The following is a 15,555-nucleotide window of genomic DNA, read 5'->3' as shown; positions in this document are numbered from 1 at the left end:
AGGGATCAAATCCTGACTTTTTCATTACTTTCCTGAATGAATTTTACCCAAGAGCCAATTTTTATTGCGGCTACACTCTGTATTTCTGTCTTTTTCGCCAATTGGCTGACTCGTTTTCCTTGGGGTAAAACCGTCGGAATTCCTATTTTGGTCATCGTACTTTGTGCTATTTTCTCCAACATCGGAATTATCCCAAGTGCGATGGATGGAAGTCCGGTTTATGATGGGGTATTCGTGTATTTGGCGCCTTTAGGGATTTTTATTGCCTTGTTGGAAGTGGATCTGAAAAGTCTAAAAAATGCGGGAATGCCAATTTTGCTGATGTTTCTTTTGGGGGCGATAGGTACTGTGGTTGGGGTGTTGGTAGCTTGGTTTGTTGTCAATCCCGCTGTGGAAATTGGGGATTTAGCTCCGGCTGTGGCGGGAATGTTTACCGGGACTTACATCGGTGGATCGATTAATTTCAATGCGGTCGCCTTGCATTACAAAGTGAACGAAGCCGGAAACTTGTTTGCGGCAACAACCGTCGTTGACAATCTGATCGGAACCCCATGGATCATCGCCACGCTGATTTTGCCAAAATATTTACAGAAATGGTTTCCGAGAAAGAAGCTGGCGTCTGCAGCTTCAGCGGCAAAAAATGAAGGGATCGAATCGATTTCAATCAGCTCCTTGGCTTCCATTTTAGCCCTGGGCTTATTGGGGATGACTGTGAGCAAGGTATTGGTTTCCTATTTCCCTCAAGTTCCTGAGATAATTTTCCTTACGACTTTAGCCTTGATTCTTGCCCAATTCCCCTCAGTCCAACAATTATATGGTAAGCATACGCTGGGGTTCTTCTTTATTTTGATCTTCCTTGCTGTGATCGGGACATTATGTGATTTCAGGGCTTTGTCGGGAGTTGGAAGCTTGGCGGGGACGCTGATCCTGTTTGTGGGATTGCTGGTGCTGATTCACGGATTGGTGATTTTTGGGGTTGGGGCATTATTTAAGATGGATTGGGATGTGATTGCGGTAGCTTCTCAGGCTAATGTGGGCGGAAATACGACGGCGATTGCGGCTGCTGAGAGTTTGAATCGACCCGATTTGCTGATTCCAGGTGTGTTGGTGGGGAGTTTGGGGAACGCGCTAGGGACGTATGTGGGATTTGCGGTAGCGGGATTTTTGTGAAGTAGCAAGTAGTGAGACATAAGTATCAAGAATTTAGACACAAGAATCGAGAGACAAGAAGCAAGATTATTCAATTTTCAATGACCAATTTTCAATTCTCAGGGAATGATTACCGAATAACTTAATAACCAATAACCCGATAACCAATAATCCCAAATACTATGGAATCGAGCATTTTGACCCAACTTTTCCTTCCGCTAGCCTTGGCTGTAATTATGTTTGGTATGGGATTGAGCCTGCGGTTTGCGGACTTCAAGCGGATTTTGATCTATCCCAAAGCCGTTGCAATAGGACTAAGCAATCAAATTATTGTTCTTCCAATCGTGGCTTTTGGCTTAATCAAGGTTTTTGGTTTACAAACTGAACTAGCCGTCGGTCTTATGATTTTGGCTGCTTGTCCCGGAGGAGCCACATCGAATCTGATAACCCATCTGGCCAAAGGTGACTCCGCTTTATCGATTACCTTGACAGCTTTTTCTTCCTTAATCACGGTGCTGACTATTCCGTTTATCGTCAATTTTGCGATCCTGTATTTTATTCCAAGCGGAGAAGAACAGCAGCTGAATGTATTCGGGACAGTCATTTCCGTCATATTTATTACCATTATCCCGGTGGCCATTGGAATGATGGTGTTGAAAAGGGCTCCTCAACTCGCAAAAAAATGGGATGCACCTTTTCGCAAGATTTCCGCAGTTTTCTTTGTGGTCATTTTGCTTGCTGCAATTCTGAAAGAGCGGGCAAATCTCGTGGAATACTTTGCAGAAGCGGGTCCTGTAGCTCTCACGCTTAATCTTGCCACATTAGGATTGGGGTATTTTAGTGGAAGGATTTTTGGCCTGAGCAAAAAGCAAAGCATAACGATTGCGATCGAGTCAGGAATTCAAAATGGCACCTTGGGAATCACTATTGCAGCAACGCTTCTGGTAAATTCTACCATGACCATTCCTTCTGCGATCTATGGATTGCTGATGTTTGGGACAGCTGGATTGATTATTTTTTGGGGAAATCGAAGAAATTGAGCTTATTTTCGAGATTAATTGAGTTGTATTTGTGAAATCAATATTTTCATTAGTTGGATTTCTTTTGTCTTTTTCTGTATTCTGCCAATCCCATTTCGCAAATCGATGTTGCACTTAAAAAACTCTGATTTTGGAGGATACTATACTGACAATCCGAAAAGCTTCAAGAGAAGATCTTGCTGACTTACTTGATCTTGCCCGTACTGCTTTTCTTCAGGCATTTTCCGCAGGCAATAAATCTGAAAATGTCCAAGCGTATCTCAACGAAGCTTTCACCTTGGAGCAACTCGAGAAAGAATTGGATGAACCTGCTTCGATTTTTTTTGTGGCAGAAAAAGCAAAAGAAATCATTGGCTACACCAAAGTCAATCTGGTGCCAGCCCAGACTGACGTGCATGATCCGGAAAGTCTGGAAATTGCCCGATTGTATGTGTTGGAAGAGCACTTGGGGAGTGGCTTGGGTAAATGGTTGCTCGATACAGCCATTGACTTTGCGAAGCAAAATCAGAAAAAATACCTTTGGCTAGGCGTGTGGGAGCATAATGCAAGAGCGATCCGATTTTATGAAAAAAATGGCCTCCGAATCTTCGGAAGCCATCCTTTTCCTTTTGGAGACGAAATCCAGACGGATTATCTAATGCGAGTGGATTTTTAAGATCCCAATTCCCCTCTTTTGGCCATTCGCTGCATCTTTTTGTTGGCAAAAATCGCTACCTCAACCCGGCGATTTTGAGCTCGTGCAGCATCCGAGGTATTGGGCACCTCAGGCAATTCTTCGCCAAATCCCTGACTTTGAAGACGCTTGCCTGCCACACCTGAATCGCTTAGGAATCTCAGGACTGTACTAGCTCTTTTCTCAGATAAAGTTTGATTGTATTCAGCCGTCCCGGTATCATCTGTATGCCCTTCAATGACTACATTGGTATCAGGATATTTTTTGAGTGTGGTTGCAAGGTTTTCCAAGTTGTTTTGGGAAGCTGAATTAAGTGTCGACTGATCTACAGCAAAGAGAATTCCTGAATCAAAGGTGATCTTGATACCCTCGCCGACACGTTCAACTTTGGCCCCTTTGAGATCTCTTTTCAGTTCCTCGGCTTGTTTGTCCATCTCTCGACCGATAATTGCACCGGCAGATCCTCCAATGGCGGCTCCTACAATGATTCCTGTAGCAGTATTCTTTTTAGAGAGCAATCCACCTATGACTCCACCGGCAGTTCCTCCGATGGCCCCGCCTTTTACAGCATTACTCGTTTTACAATTTAGGCTGAAAACTGACAGGGTTAAAATTAGAAAAAGCGATAAAAACTGATTTTTGGTTTTCATAAGATTAGAGGTTGTGTTAATACCTCATTGGGGATCAATTCTCATTCCAAGCGGAAATTGGGGCTATGCTCAAAGAACTGGAAAAAAAGATGGGGAAAACTGACCATTTTCGGTGCAGCTTTCCCCATTTTCAATGAAAAAATGTCAAAAAAATCAATTCAAGATTTGAGTCTAACTGATTTATGGATTGGTATCCATTACAGATCTCAAAATTAAAAACCCGGGTTTAAGGCTGGATGGAGCCTCCCTCAGCCTTTTTGGCTTCTTCCTGCATTTTTTCGTTAGCCACAATTCCGATTTCAACTCTTCGGTTTTCGCTTCTTCCTGCATCAGTCATATTATCCGACTTGGGAAGGGACTCACCAAATCCACGAGTCACAATTCTGGAATTGTTCACGCCTTTATTTTGAAGGTAGTCCTGAACTGTATTTGCGCGTTCTAAGGAGAGCTTCATGTTGTACTTTTCTGCACCGGTATCATCGGTATGACCATCGATGACGATTTCCGTTTCTGGATATTTGTTCAGTGTTTTGGCTAAGCTGTCGAGATTGGTTTTGGCCATCGTATTCAGCGAAGATTTATTGACGTCAAACAACAATCCTGAATCAAAAGTCACTTTAATTCCTTCACCTACACGCTCAACTTCTGCTTGTTTTAATTCTCTTTCCAACTCCTCTGCTTGCTTATCCATTTCTCGACCGATGATTGCACCTGCGGATCCTCCGATGGCTGCGCCGACGATTACTCCGGTTGCGGTGTTATTTTTGGAAAGAAGTCCACCTAACACACCACCTGCAGCACCACCAATTGCCCCACCTTTCAGTGCGTTACTTGTTTTGCAACCGAGAATTCCAAAAGTCAGCAAACTGATCAGGAGCAGACTTAAAATCTTATTGTTCGTTTTCATATGATTTTGTTTTTCTTTTAATGGCTGTTTCATGATTGAAATTATCGTAGTGTTTTTTGTGAAAGGCCATTATCTATTCTAATCAATAGGTGTACCAGCACGATTCGGATGAATACAGACGGATTTCATTCGTTAGACTGGGTAATAAATGCCCCATTTTGAATGAAATTCCCGTTTCGTAGCCGATCCATTCCATTCTTTATAGAAAGGTTGGTTTGGTAAATCAGTCGGGGTATTTTTGAATAAAAAACATGCGTCGAATTATTTTCATTTACCTGCTTCTGGGAGGAACTACCCTTCAGATTTTCGCGCAAGAGAAAGAGCCTATCGTAATCATGATTTCTCTGGATGGATTCCGATATGATTATGTAGCGCGCTTTCAACCAGAAAATTTGCTCAGATTTATCTCCGAAGGAACCTCAGCAGAGGCCATGATTCCATCTTTTCCCACGAAGACTTTCCCCAACCATTATACGATTGCCACAGGAATGCTTCCGGAGCATCACGGCTTGGTGGATAATTCCTTCTATGAGCCATTCAAGGATCAAGTGTATACGATGGGAAATCGGGATATTGTACAGGATGGCTATTGGTATGGAGGGACACCGATCTGGGTGCTGGCAGAGGAAAATGGCCTAAAGGCGGCCAGTTACTTTTTTGTGGGATCCGAAGCTCCTGTGAAAGGGATTAGGCCGAGTGAATATTTCGATTATGATGCAGAGGTCCCAAATCTTACCCGTATTTCACAGGTTTTTAAATGGTTGCAGCTTCCGGATACGGAGCGCCCCAGGATGATCACTTTATATTTCTCAGATATGGATAATGTAGGCCATGCCTACGGACCCTCCAACGATGAGAAATTGGAAGAAAGACTTTACAAGCTTGACCGGGAATTAGGTGCGCTTTTCGAAGGGATCAAGAGTTTTGATCTTCCTATTTCTGTGATCTTGGTATCCGATCATGGTATGGCTGATGTGCACAAGGATAAGCTGATCAATTTGGATCTATTGACTGAAGGAATCCACGCGAAAGTGGTAAACAATGGCGCTTTGGCACATATTCATTTGGAAAATCCGGGGGATAAACAGACTGTCATGGATTTGATTCGGTCGAGAAGTCCGCATGTTTCTTTTGATGATTTTACCCAAAAATCAAATTATACCGATACTTCCATCTATCCACAGCGATTTGGTGATTTTATTATTATTCCGGAGTTTGGGTATTATCTGGCGGATAATAGAGGCATGATGCGTTACCAAAACAACTCGGCGAGGTTGAAGACGGAGGTTTTTGGCGAACATGGTTTTAGTCCCACTAACAAGGAAATGTGGGGAATTTTTTATGCCCAAGGTCCAAGGATCAAAGCAGCAAATCGCATTGAACCATTTCAGAATATCCATATTTATCCCTTGCTTTGCCAACTTTTAGGTTTGGAGATTCCAGCCGGCATTGATGGGAAAATGGAAGTTTTAACTCCGATTTTGAAATATTGAGATGCAAAAAACCCAGATTGAATCCAGAGCGCAAGTGGACCTTTTGGTCAAGAAATTCTATGAACGTGTCCGACTTCATCCGGTTTTAGGGCCGATATTCAACGGAGTAGTGACGGATTGGGAAGCACATCTGATTCACCTTTCTGATTTTTGGGAAATGATACTCCTTCAGACTGGACCCGGAGCAGGAAAATTTAATCCTGTTAAAGTCCATCTGGAAGTAGACAAAGCAGTGGATAATTCAATTGAACAAGCCCACTTTGGTAACTGGCTGGAGTTGTGGTTTGGGACAATCGATGCGCTTTTTGAAGGTAAAAATGCAGCCTATGCCAAAGAGCATGCACGAAGGATGGCGCATGTGCTGTTTATGAGAATTTGGGAAGTAAGGTTGAAATAAATTAATCGCTCTTTTCGATTAGGAGATGCAATTTGTAGGTTAAACTGATTCATAATACATTTTTAATTACCTGAAATGAATTTTTGGATTAAAATAAATCGTAATTTAATGTTGTTATAATCCACTATTCTATGAAAAAATTCTTTTTAATACTTAGTTTACTGTTTTTTAATGCAGTCAATTTAAGTTTGGGTTTCCAAACCAGTCCTCTTTTTTCAAGTCAGGAACCTTTACCGATCAAGATGTCATTTTCCATCAAGGATCTTAGAAAGAATACCAATGATTCCACCTTCATGGATTCATTTCTCCTGCTGGAGTCCAGTCCTGGCAAATGGGATACTATCCCACTTGAAATGAGAACAAGAGGCAACTTTAGACTGGATAATTGCTTCTATCCGCCCATTCGTTTCAAATTCAAGAATAAGAATATCAATGGAACCGTTTTCGAAAAGAATAAAAGTTTAAAGTTGGTCATGCCCTGTCAAAAAGGTAAAGGGGTAGATTCGTTTATAGGAAAGGAGTATCTAGCCTATCAACTTCTTGAAGACATTACTCAATACTATTTTGATACGCGACTGGTTAAAATCAAATTCACTAACCTTGATGATAAAAAGGGAGAAGAAATTGAGCTACTCGGCTTTTTTATCCAGGATGACGATAAAGTAGCTGACCGGTTTGATGGAGAAATCCTGGAGGGAAGGAGAATTCCTCCTTCATTTATGCAGGATTCCGCGACAGTAAGGCAGAATTTCTTTCAGTACTTGATCGGTAACACTGACTTTTCCACACTTTTTTTACATAATCAGAAAGTACTTAAGCTTCCCGATGATACTGTCATTCCATTAGCCTATGATTTTGATATGAGCGGTCTGGTGAATCCTCCATACGCTCAGGTGAGTGCTCAGCTAAATATTAAGTCAGTCACTGACCGTCTGTATAGGGGATTCTGTAGGGATGAGGCGTTTTTGCAAATGATCCGTCAGGAGTTTTTGGCTAAAGAAGAGCAATTCTGGAATACTGTAGATGCGCAGCAAGCCTACATATCTGAAGGAGATATGAAGATGACCAAGAATTTTCTAAAGGGGTTTTTTGATATTTTGAAAAATGACCGACTGTTCAGAGAAAATGTTTTGAAGGCTTGCAGAGCCAGCGACGGCTCTGTGCAAAACTAGAACGAGGGGAATCCCTATTTTTTGCAGATTTTACCAAAAATCATGGATCTCAAAGTCCATTTCTTGATTCCTGCAATTTTTGCAGGGTCGAAAGACTGTTTACTTGTGTTTTTAATAATTAAATCGATCCACTCTTGCATTCGTTTTGCCACTCTAATTGCATAACTGACTAATTTCCAACATCAATTAGCGTGTAAGCCAAAAGATATCATAAGGGTATTTTTTAAATTTGACTTTTCAGACTTAATCGATAAGGTAAGAAGTCGACTCCCTATCAATTAGATTTTTGCACATCACTTTTTAACTTTTCCTTTTTGACAGATTTTAAATTCAGCAATAGCTCAAGCCACCACCTTCTAAATTTTAGAAATAATGAAAAGTCGAATCAGAAAATCCAGAATATTAATTTCCGTATTCAGAGAGTTTGGAATCCCGATCACAGGTAAAAGAAAACAAAAACAGTTTTATTCTGAAATCCCAGTTGATAAATTCTACGTGGAAGGAATTCTGTTTGAGTTGGAGTGTCGGTTGGGGGTCTTGCTGGAAGAGGAGGATAATAAAAAAATTCATTCCCCATTGGACGTGATTCGATCATTTAAAGACTAAGCCATGGCTTAAATTTCAATTTGAGTTAGAAAAACTTTTGGGTAGATTGGGGTTTCTAATTGTCCGATGAAAAATATTATACTCCTATTTGTACTATTCCTTGGCTTACAAACCTTTGTTTTTTCACAGGTGTCTTTATTCGATGGAAAAAGCCTATCCGGTTGGTATATGGATGTTCCTGATCTTCAGGCTGACAGTAGCTTGAGAAGGCCGTTTATTGTTCGAGAGGGTCTTTTGGTTAGTTTGGGCACCCCTGGCGGGCATTTGATTACCGAGGATAGCTATAAAAACTACACCTTGGAGTTTGACTACAGATTTGTAGGCGAACCTGGTAATTGTGGGGTGTTGGTTCATGCATCCTCACCCAGGGCACTCTATGGTATGTTTCCCAAATCCATTGAAGTCCAGATGATGCACTCCAATGCGGGGGATTTTTGGTGTATTCAGGAAGATATTCAAGTCGATGATATGGAAAAAAGACGTGGCCCAAAAGAGAATTGGGGTGTGACCGAGGGCAAGGAGCGTCGAATCATTAACCTCACTGACGGGTCTGAGAAGCCCCTTGGAGAATGGAATCGAATGAAAATCAAATGCGAAGGTGATCGAATTACCGTTTGGGTTAATGGAGATCTGGTCAATGACGGCTTTGGTGCAACTGCACAAAAGGGGCAAATCGCCCTGCAGGCAGAAGGTGCCGAAGTGGAATTCAAGAAAATTGTTTTGGAGAGTTTGAATTAGTGAGAAATAATTCAGTTTTGAATTTTCACCAATTCAAAAAATCACCTCAAAAGTCGCTTGTCAAGCTCAAGTGGATAGACTCTAAATTCTGACAAGCTGAAGTTTTCAGAAAGTGGGTTGACGACATAATTCAAGGAGCTCGGATCTACTACGGAAGGTACAGCAAAGCAAAGGATTCCTGAATTAAGCAATTGTGTTCCAAATTCCATAGATGCTCTCACAGCTGGGATTTGATTCCAGTTCAATGGTAAATCATAAGTTTTTGGAGTGAAGATCAGGTGATCTGGAATGCTGATTTCCATAACAGAATAGCGAATATATCGCTCAGAGGAAAGTAATTCAGGGTCAATAGTCAAGCGTTCCAAAAATGAAGCTGAGACACTCGATCCTGCATACACAGCCGGTGTACCAGGAAGATTCCATCTACCTCCGTAGGTTTTGGCTCCTTCACCACTCGCGTCGCAGTATTGAGTGAGTGCAAGTCGGTAGACTTTCATCCCCGTCAAATAGCGATCCCGTGCTGAAGTCGCATGATCTCTGCCTTGAGCAGGTCTAGTCCCGCCGAGACATCGATTAGATCCAAAGGAATGCGATTACCAAGGGAAAAAAGCGGACGCTCCATCCATCTTCGGAAGCCCTCTCGTCCAAAGTAATTGACTCCGATCGCATAGAGCTCAGCCAATTCGTAGAGCCGCTCAGACTGACCGGTGTCAAAAATATCCTTGCGCTGCAGGGTCTTGGCAGAGACTCCCAAAGCGGAAGCAAGGGTCTCGTAGTCAAGTCCTGACAGCTCCTTGAAGCTCTCAAAGGAGCTTTTGTCGAGGCCATTGCGAAATGTGTTCACCCGACTGAGTGGCTCATCCAGCCAGTCACGATCTACTCTGAGGATATCCTGAATCGATAAATGCGCCTTTTGATAGACGGCTACTGCTGGCTCGGTGACTTTGGAGATTTTCTTTGCCATCGTTTTATCGGTAATTTGTCCTTTAAGATAACGTAATTTGTCCTGATTTGATTAATTTTCCTAAGTTTTTTGTGAAAATGTCCCAGAGATTGGAAGGAAGAGAAGTTTCTCTTAGACCTTGCTCCTGTTTTTATCACAGAAAACGCAGGTTTCAATGGAAGGGCATGAGTTAATCCACCTTGGTTTTTGTGTGATGTTGATTTCCTATTGGCATCAATTAACTCAGGTGTCACTTTGTTAACTCCTCTTAGCGTCTTCTTGCATAGTGACTAAAAAAAACTTGTCTAATTCGTGCGATTCAATGGCAAATTCCAATTAACTGGATCTATTTTTTTCCTATAGCGAAGGATGAACTATGTAATTTTCAAAAAATAAGAAAAATAGTTTCAAAAATAGTTGCTTTTGTAGTTTCAGGGGGGGGTATCTTAGTTCAAAATCAGATCAGGTGCCAAAATTTTGATTTTTGAACGGGTTTAACAATCCCGCCCGGCATGGTGCGAAAGGGAATAAAGTTAACTTTCATTAAAATGAAACTTACAAAATTTTCAAAAGGTATAATTACCTTAATGTTTGCAGGTATGTTTTTCATACCGACTAAGGCTGATGCAAAAATGTTTGGTCAGGAATGTGAAACGGTAATTTCGGGAGGTGGTAGTTCATGCGTGACCACCACAACAATTTGTAAACAGCGATTCTTCTGGATTAATGTTGGAACTACTGTTGCTGATGTTCAAATATCAGATTGTCCAATGAATTAATTTTAATAGAGTGAGAATGGCCAACTCACTCTACTTTAACTAATCTAGAATATGAATAAAACTTTGTTTTTATTTCTTTTAGCTATTCTCTTTGCTTGTAGGGCTTGGAGTCAAGATAGTAAAGTTGTTGAATTGGACGTTGTAGAGATTATTCCTACTGATCAGATTTTAGTTTATTCAAATTTCTCCAAAAGGCACCAAGATCTGCGTGCTAAATTTTCAGGGGTTGGAGTAAGTAAAATTGCTACAGTGACAGGTTTTGTAAACCCAAAAGAATCAGCTATTGAATTGGATGGGCTGGAATTATTTTTCAACTATGATTGGGTTCAGGATTCCTCAGGCTTTTATGTATTACCTGTTATGGTCCGGGAAGAAGATGGCTTACCCGTAGGAAAATACACCGATTTTCCGGAAAAATATTTAGTGAAAAGTAAGTTAGAAAATCGGCTATTTATTGATTTATCTTCTAAGAAAATCAGTTTGGAACCAAAAGAACGCATATTTATAGGAATCAAATTTCTGGAAAATGTTAACCCTGAAACTCAAAACACCTTTAATAGTACTTTTATAAGTGGAAAAATTGAAGAATATACTTATCTCTTGTATCCAGATGGTCGGAAACCTGAGGAGGTACTTAGACCAGGTAAGAATTCTGCTGGCCTGAAATATTCTGTAGTGTACAAAATGAAGGAATGACGTCATTCCCCGATCAGTAGGATATCTTAGCATCTTCCTTCCTTTGTGGCAAAACAAGCTCAATCCCCCGCATTCCAATACGCCATTCGCTCCAGCAGATTAACTTCGATAGAGTAAAATCCAAACTCCTCCGTCACCTTTCCTTCGATGCGATAGATTGCCCTGCCTTTGAAGGGATGTTTTTTGACTATAGGAGGGAAGTGAACCGTATCAATCCAGTCACCTTCCCGATCCAGAAAAGTCCCGAAGTTCATCACTTCGCCCTTCACTGTCCGGGTGTACTTCACTGTCACGAGATAGCCAAGAATCATCACCGTTTTCCCGAGATGACTTTGCAGGTCTTTGGCTTTGATACCTTGAATGCTTTGGTCTTTGACCAGGTGAAAAGGGGAGTCTAGCGGAAACTCCAGGATATCGATCTGATCAAGAATTTCTTGCCGGACATCCGTATCCTCCAATACTGGGATTTCGGGCTGGCGATTACCAAAAGAAAGTCCTCCTGAGCGGAAAAGCTCATTGGTGGCCGGAATGGACTTCTTCTTGTTCAGAATAAAGTGAGCTTCCCAGAGCAGTTCCTGCTTGGTTTTTCCCGTAAAGCGAAAGCAGGTGATCCGGATCAGGATCAGCAATTGCTCCAGACTGATTGCCACCCGCGCCACAAAATCCGCCAAACCTAGAAAATGCCCGTTTTCCCGTCGCTCCACCAAAATCTTTTCTACGGTCGCTTTTTCCAAGAATTTCATGTGGATCAAGCCCAGATAGACGGTCTTGCCGGCGATTCGGGTCAGGTATTCGCTCTCGTTCAGATGAGGAGCCTGGATGTCGGCTCCGTTCATACGGAGCTCGTGCACATAGAATTCGGTGTGGTAAAATCCCCCGAAGTTGTTGATCACGCCGACCATAAACTCCAGCGGGAAGTAGGCCTTGAGGTACAGACTTTGGTAGCTCTCCACCGCAAAGGAAGCCGAGTGTCCCTTGGCAAAGGAATATCCCGCAAAGCTCTCGATCTGATGCCAGACTTCTGCGGCGACTTTTTCCTCACGGCCCAGCTTCTTGCAGTTTTCGAAAAACTTGTCCTTCACCCGCTGGAATTCATCCTTGGAGCGGGACTTGCCGCTCATTCCTCTGCGCAGCACGTCCGCTTCGCCCAGACTCAGTCCGGCAAAGTAGTGCGCGACCTTGATCACATCCTCCTGATAGACCATGATCCCGTAGGTCTCAGGCATGATGTCAGCCATCACAAGATGGGCGGTTTTGCGTCGCTCGTGGTCGATGTGGCGCAAAATGTACTCCCGCATCATTCCGGATCGCGCGACTCCCGGTCGGATGATCGAGCTGGCAGCCACGAGTTCCAGATAGGTGTCGGCTTTCATCTTGGAGAGCAGCATCCGCATGGCCGGAGACTCCACGTAGAAGGCACCGATCGTGTGACCTGTCCGCAGCATCTCCTTGATTTTCGGATCTTTTTTGAATTTGTCGACTTCGCGGATATCCACTTTCACACCTTGATTTTGATAGATCGTCTCGATTGCAGACTTGATGTGGCCCAGCCCCCGCTGACTCAGAATGTCAAACTTGTGCAGGCCGATGTCCTCTGCGATATGCATGTCGATGTGGGCGAGGGGAAAGCCCTTGGGCGGCATATCTGTCGCCGTGTAATAGTGGATAGGTTTGTGCGAGATCAAGATCCCGCAGGCGTGTATCGTGAGGTGCGAAGGCATGTCGTGAAGCACTTGACTGTATTTAATGATCAGCTTACCGAATTGATCGGGTTCATAGCCTTCCTTCTTTGCAAAATGGATCAGCGACTCAATGTCTGACTTGGGCAGCCCGAAGACTTTTCCCAGTTCGCGAAAGACCGAGTTGTACTGAAAAGTGCTGTAGGAACCCAAAAGCGCCACATGCTCTTCTTTGCCCCGGTTGTACTTCTGGAAAATGTAATCCGTCACCTCATCCCGATCTGTCCAGCTGAAGTCGATGTCGAAGTCGGGGGGATTTTCCCGGTAGAGATTGATAAACCGCTCAAAATACAAGTCCAGCTCGATCGGGTCCACGTCCGTGATGCCGAGACAATAGGCCACGATGCTGTTGGCGCCGGAACCCCGACCGACATGGTAGAAGTTGCGGTGCTGCGCAAAAGTGACGATGTCGTAATTAATCAAAAAGTAAGACACAAAGCCCTTTTGCTGGATGAGTTCAAGCTCTTTTTCGATTCGCTTGCTGACTTCCGGTTGGAGGGCGGGATAGCGTCGGAGTGCCCCTTTGAAGGTTTCCTGTCGGAGAAAGTCAAAGTCCTCCCAGTCCGAGCCCAGGATATCGCGTCGGTTTTTGACAGCCTGAAAGTAAAACGAAAATTGGCACTGTTCCAGAAGTTTTTGGGCGTTGACAAGAAGGTAGCTGTGGCTTTCGCAGCGGGAGACCAAGTCGGCATAGGTGTAGAATTGGTCCGTGGCATCGCCCTGGGCTTCTTTTGGAAGCTTGCTCAGGAGCATGTTTAGATCGATGCTTCGCAAAAGGCGATGCGCGCTAAACTGGACTTTGGATGAAAACGTTGCGGGTTGAAGCAGGACGAGCTTCTCTTTTTTTCGAAACCAAGGGGAAGAAATCAGCCGATTGAGCTGCCCTGGATGTACGCCGATGAATTCATTTTCCCGCAGGGGAATCAGCTTTGGCGGCAGGGGATAGATGACGAAACTGTTTTCAAAAGCAGGAGCTTTGGACGTAAACTCCTTTTTGTGAACGAGATGATCGGAGAGATGCCGGTTGAGCTCGTAGAATCCTTCCTGATTGCGGGCCAGGCCGATGTACTGCTGTTGGGTTCCATTGCGGAAGTCGATGCCGATCACGGGATGGATGCCGCCTTTTTGCGCAGCTCGGATAAAGGGAAAAATCCCTGCCGTACAGTTGATGTCGGTGAGGGCGAGCGCATCGAGTTTTTTACCTTTCGCCTCAGCGATCAGCGCTTCCACAGACATCGTCCCGTATTTGAAGCTGAAGTGAGAATGGCAGTTGAGAAACATTGGAAATACGAAGTATGAGGTATGAAATACGAAAAGCGGAAATGCGCTTCTCGAAATATGCGTTTACGTTGTCTTGCTTCTCCGGAAGCTGGACAAATTGGTCACTTCCAGAAAAGCTAGCCAACGATTGAATTTGGATTAGAAATTCTGAGATCGGACCTCGGGATTACAAATCCCGAGTAACCCAATTGTTAAATGTTAATTATTTTAACATTATAATGTTTATAAATTAGACAAAAGGATTGGAATCATGTCAAGGGCTTGACTGATTTTTGGAGGAAAATGTCGGGAAAGTGAGGATGATGTTTGGACCAAACGATCACGCTTTGGAAATAAAAAATCACTGAGATTCCTCTGATTATTCCCTTTTCTATTTGATTTTCAGTGTATTTGAGGGGGTAATTCTCCTGATTTTGTGATTGATTTTTTGAAGGAGTTCATTAGGAATCTCAAAATCCAAAGCGGCGACATTTTGCTTGACCACTTCAAGTTCGCACATGCCAATTATCGTGGTCGCGATATAGGGATGAGATCCATCGTATGGCGGAGCGCTACAGCGCTGCGTTTGACTCCATAGTTTTTGCAAAGCTCGAGTAAAGTGGGCTGCATGGACTTGACTTCAGGTGGGAATCGATGCCAAGGTGGCAAGTTACTATCCGAAACGCTTTAACTGTGGTTCTGCATTCATCAGTCCGAAACTCATTTCCAGAGAAATCGGGACGAGTTCATCAGTAATTTCGTCTTCAAGCGTTGTAATGCCCCCACGATAGGATCGGTATCCGGATCTGTTTCGCGTGGGATTTGGGTGAGCTAACGGGCCGAAAGGCCTGTGATTCCCCGGAATCGGGCCTTTCCAGATTTTACCACCTCCTGGATTTCGAGTACTACTTCTTCGATTAAAATCGCCTTATCTACAAACTCAATGTCGTGCAACTGAAAAAGATCCAGGTAGTCAGTTTTGAGTCGAGTGGGGGATTCGTCGATACGTTTCAGGATTTTTTTTCGGGAAAAATCAAAACGATGCAAGTTATAGCGACCACATTTGCCGGCTAGAATGATGTTTTTCCTTGATCCTTCATGCGCTTTTCCCAGTCGACTTTCTGCCAAAGTAATCCCATAAAAGGGTGAAACATCGAAGAAGTTCACACCCTGATCCAGTGCATAATGCACAGCGGTGATTCCTTCTTTTTCATCGACAGGGTCAAACACATTGCCGATGGGAGATGCCCCAAAACCCAGAACGGAGATTTCCATGCCTGTTTTTCCTTGGAAGTGGAGTTAAAACGGAGATC

17 protein-coding genes are annotated in these 15,555 nt (G+C 43.3%); 10 read left to right on the top strand and 7 right to left on the bottom strand.

What is annotated here, in order from left to right; genetic code table 11:
• The first annotated feature begins 36 nt into the window (after window positions 1-36).
• The 3 genes from C4S61_RS11915 to C4S61_RS11905 all read left to right on the top strand — a co-directional run bounded on the left by C4S61_RS11915 (window position 37) and on the right by C4S61_RS11905 (window position 2,844).
• Complete coding sequence (locus tag C4S61_RS11915; RefSeq protein WP_103925027.1) at window positions 37-1,170, top strand: DUF819 family protein; 1,134 nt, start codon at window positions 37-39, stop codon at window positions 1,168-1,170.
• 161 nt (window positions 1,171-1,331) lie between these two features.
• Window positions 1,332-2,189, top strand: coding sequence for a bile acid:sodium symporter family protein (locus tag C4S61_RS11910; RefSeq protein ID WP_103925026.1), 858 nt, complete (start codon window positions 1,332-1,334; stop codon window positions 2,187-2,189).
• Between the two features lie 130 nt (window positions 2,190-2,319).
• Entirely contained in the window at window positions 2,320-2,844 is a 525-nt protein-coding gene (locus C4S61_RS11905) for a GNAT family N-acetyltransferase (protein ID WP_160111236.1), read from the top strand.
• Here the strand turns inward: C4S61_RS11905 and C4S61_RS11900 are convergent.
• Both C4S61_RS11900 and C4S61_RS11890 read right to left on the bottom strand, forming a co-directional pair.
• Window positions 2,841-3,512, bottom strand: coding sequence for an OmpA family protein (locus tag C4S61_RS11900; protein ID WP_103925024.1), 672 nt, complete (start codon window positions 3,510-3,512; stop codon window positions 2,841-2,843). The genes C4S61_RS11905 and C4S61_RS11900 overlap by 4 nt on opposite strands.
• A gap of 226 nt (window positions 3,513-3,738) precedes the next feature.
• Entirely contained in the window at window positions 3,739-4,419 is a 681-nt protein-coding gene (locus tag C4S61_RS11890; RefSeq protein WP_103925088.1) for an OmpA family protein, read from the bottom strand.
• A 251-nt stretch (window positions 4,420-4,670) separates the two neighbouring features.
• On the opposite strand from C4S61_RS11890, the gene C4S61_RS11885 reads away from it, so the two are divergent.
• The 5 genes from C4S61_RS11885 (at window position 4,671) to C4S61_RS11865 (ending at window position 8,825) form a co-directional block, all read left to right on the top strand.
• Window positions 4,671-5,912: an alkaline phosphatase family protein gene (locus C4S61_RS11885; protein ID WP_103925022.1), complete on the top strand. Its 1,242-nt coding sequence runs from the start codon at window positions 4,671-4,673 to the stop codon at window positions 5,910-5,912.
• 1 nt (window position 5,913) lies between these two features.
• Window positions 5,914-6,309, top strand: a complete 396-nt coding sequence (locus tag C4S61_RS11880; protein ID WP_103925021.1) for a group III truncated hemoglobin — start codon at window positions 5,914-5,916, stop codon at window positions 6,307-6,309.
• A gap of 131 nt (window positions 6,310-6,440) precedes the next feature.
• A complete protein-coding gene (locus C4S61_RS11875) occupies window positions 6,441-7,481 on the top strand; it encodes a hypothetical protein (RefSeq protein WP_103925020.1) in 1,041 nt (346 codons plus the stop codon).
• A gap of 372 nt (window positions 7,482-7,853) precedes the next feature.
• A complete protein-coding gene (locus C4S61_RS11870; protein WP_103925019.1) occupies window positions 7,854-8,087 on the top strand; it encodes an acyl carrier protein in 234 nt (77 codons plus the stop codon).
• 66 nt (window positions 8,088-8,153) lie between these two features.
• Window positions 8,154-8,825 (top strand): 3-keto-disaccharide hydrolase, encoded by a 672-nt coding sequence (locus C4S61_RS11865; RefSeq protein ID WP_103925018.1) that lies wholly within the window; start codon window positions 8,154-8,156, stop codon window positions 8,823-8,825.
• Between the two features lie 41 nt (window positions 8,826-8,866).
• Here C4S61_RS11865 and C4S61_RS11860 read toward each other — a convergent pair whose 3' ends face one another.
• Together C4S61_RS11860 and C4S61_RS11855 are read right to left on the bottom strand one after the other, a co-directional pair.
• Complete coding sequence (locus C4S61_RS11860; RefSeq protein WP_103925017.1) at window positions 8,867-9,322, bottom strand: RES family NAD+ phosphorylase; 456 nt, start codon at window positions 9,320-9,322, stop codon at window positions 8,867-8,869.
• Window positions 9,323-9,327: 5 nt separating this feature from the next.
• The gene (locus C4S61_RS11855) at window positions 9,328-9,789 is read right to left on the bottom strand and encodes an antitoxin Xre/MbcA/ParS toxin-binding domain-containing protein (protein ID WP_103925016.1); all 462 of its coding nucleotides are present in this window, start codon (window positions 9,787-9,789) and stop codon (window positions 9,328-9,330) included.
• 527 nt (window positions 9,790-10,316) lie between these two features.
• On the opposite strand from C4S61_RS11855, the gene C4S61_RS11850 reads away from it, so the two are divergent.
• Both C4S61_RS11850 and C4S61_RS11845 read left to right on the top strand, forming a co-directional pair.
• The gene (locus C4S61_RS11850) at window positions 10,317-10,547 is read left to right on the top strand and encodes a hypothetical protein (RefSeq protein WP_146064386.1); all 231 of its coding nucleotides are present in this window, start codon (window positions 10,317-10,319) and stop codon (window positions 10,545-10,547) included.
• 51 nt (window positions 10,548-10,598) lie between these two features.
• Entirely contained in the window at window positions 10,599-11,243 is a 645-nt protein-coding gene (locus tag C4S61_RS11845; RefSeq protein ID WP_103925014.1) for a hypothetical protein, read from the top strand.
• A gap of 59 nt (window positions 11,244-11,302) precedes the next feature.
• On the opposite strand, the gene C4S61_RS11840 is transcribed toward C4S61_RS11845, so the two are convergent.
• The 3 genes from C4S61_RS11840 to C4S61_RS22315 form a co-directional block, all read right to left on the bottom strand.
• The gene (locus C4S61_RS11840) at window positions 11,303-14,263 is read right to left on the bottom strand and encodes a DNA polymerase III subunit alpha (RefSeq protein WP_103925013.1); all 2,961 of its coding nucleotides are present in this window, start codon (window positions 14,261-14,263) and stop codon (window positions 11,303-11,305) included.
• A 370-nt stretch (window positions 14,264-14,633) separates the two neighbouring features.
• Complete coding sequence (locus C4S61_RS22320) at window positions 14,634-14,849, bottom strand: hypothetical protein (protein ID WP_235009945.1); 216 nt, start codon at window positions 14,847-14,849, stop codon at window positions 14,634-14,636.
• A gap of 224 nt (window positions 14,850-15,073) precedes the next feature.
• A complete protein-coding gene (locus C4S61_RS22315) occupies window positions 15,074-15,517 on the bottom strand; it encodes an aldo/keto reductase (protein ID WP_235009943.1) in 444 nt (147 codons plus the stop codon).
• Between the last annotated feature and the right edge of the window lie 38 nt (window positions 15,518-15,555).

It is taken from the genome of Algoriphagus boritolerans DSM 17298 = JCM 18970 (assembly GCF_900108085.1).
GTDB classification, from domain to species: domain Bacteria; phylum Bacteroidota; class Bacteroidia; order Cytophagales; family Cyclobacteriaceae; genus Algoriphagus; species Algoriphagus boritolerans.
Note: the sequence above shows the minus strand (reverse complement) of the source record. Positions and strands in the feature narration are given on the sequence as shown.

Excerpts from the sequence above, each read along its gene's own strand:
- C4S61_RS11880 (WP_103925021.1), top strand. The coding sequence starts at position 5,914 with ATGCAAAAAACCCAGATTGAATCCAGAGCGCAAGTGGACCTTTTGGTC.
- C4S61_RS11845 (WP_103925014.1), top strand. The coding sequence starts at position 10,599 with ATGAATAAAACTTTGTTTTTATTTCTTTTAGCTATTCTCTTTGCTTGT.
- C4S61_RS22315 (WP_235009943.1), bottom strand. The coding sequence starts at position 15,517 with ATGGAAATCTCCGTTCTGGGTTTTGGGGCATCTCCCATCGGCAATGTG.
- C4S61_RS11855 (WP_103925016.1), bottom strand. The coding sequence starts at position 9,789 with ATGGCAAAGAAAATCTCCAAAGTCACCGAGCCAGCAGTAGCCGTCTAT.
- C4S61_RS11870 (WP_103925019.1), top strand. The coding sequence starts at position 7,854 with ATGAAAAGTCGAATCAGAAAATCCAGAATATTAATTTCCGTATTCAGA.
- C4S61_RS11885 (WP_103925022.1), top strand. The coding sequence starts at position 4,671 with ATGCGTCGAATTATTTTCATTTACCTGCTTCTGGGAGGAACTACCCTT.
- C4S61_RS11910 (WP_103925026.1), top strand. The coding sequence starts at position 1,332 with ATGGAATCGAGCATTTTGACCCAACTTTTCCTTCCGCTAGCCTTGGCT.
- C4S61_RS11860 (WP_103925017.1), bottom strand. The coding sequence starts at position 9,322 with ATGAAAGTCTACCGACTTGCACTCACTCAATACTGCGACGCGAGTGGT.
- C4S61_RS11875 (WP_103925020.1), top strand. The coding sequence starts at position 6,441 with ATGAAAAAATTCTTTTTAATACTTAGTTTACTGTTTTTTAATGCAGTC.
- C4S61_RS11900 (WP_103925024.1), bottom strand. The coding sequence starts at position 3,512 with ATGAAAACCAAAAATCAGTTTTTATCGCTTTTTCTAATTTTAACCCTG.
- C4S61_RS11865 (WP_103925018.1), top strand. The coding sequence starts at position 8,154 with ATGAAAAATATTATACTCCTATTTGTACTATTCCTTGGCTTACAAACC.
- C4S61_RS11840 (WP_103925013.1), bottom strand. The coding sequence starts at position 14,263 with ATGTTTCTCAACTGCCATTCTCACTTCAGCTTCAAATACGGGACGATG.
- C4S61_RS11850 (WP_146064386.1), top strand. The coding sequence starts at position 10,317 with ATGAAACTTACAAAATTTTCAAAAGGTATAATTACCTTAATGTTTGCA.
- C4S61_RS11890 (WP_103925088.1), bottom strand. The coding sequence starts at position 4,419 with ATGAAAACGAACAATAAGATTTTAAGTCTGCTCCTGATCAGTTTGCTG.
- C4S61_RS11915 (WP_103925027.1), top strand. The coding sequence starts at position 37 with ATGAATTTTACCCAAGAGCCAATTTTTATTGCGGCTACACTCTGTATT.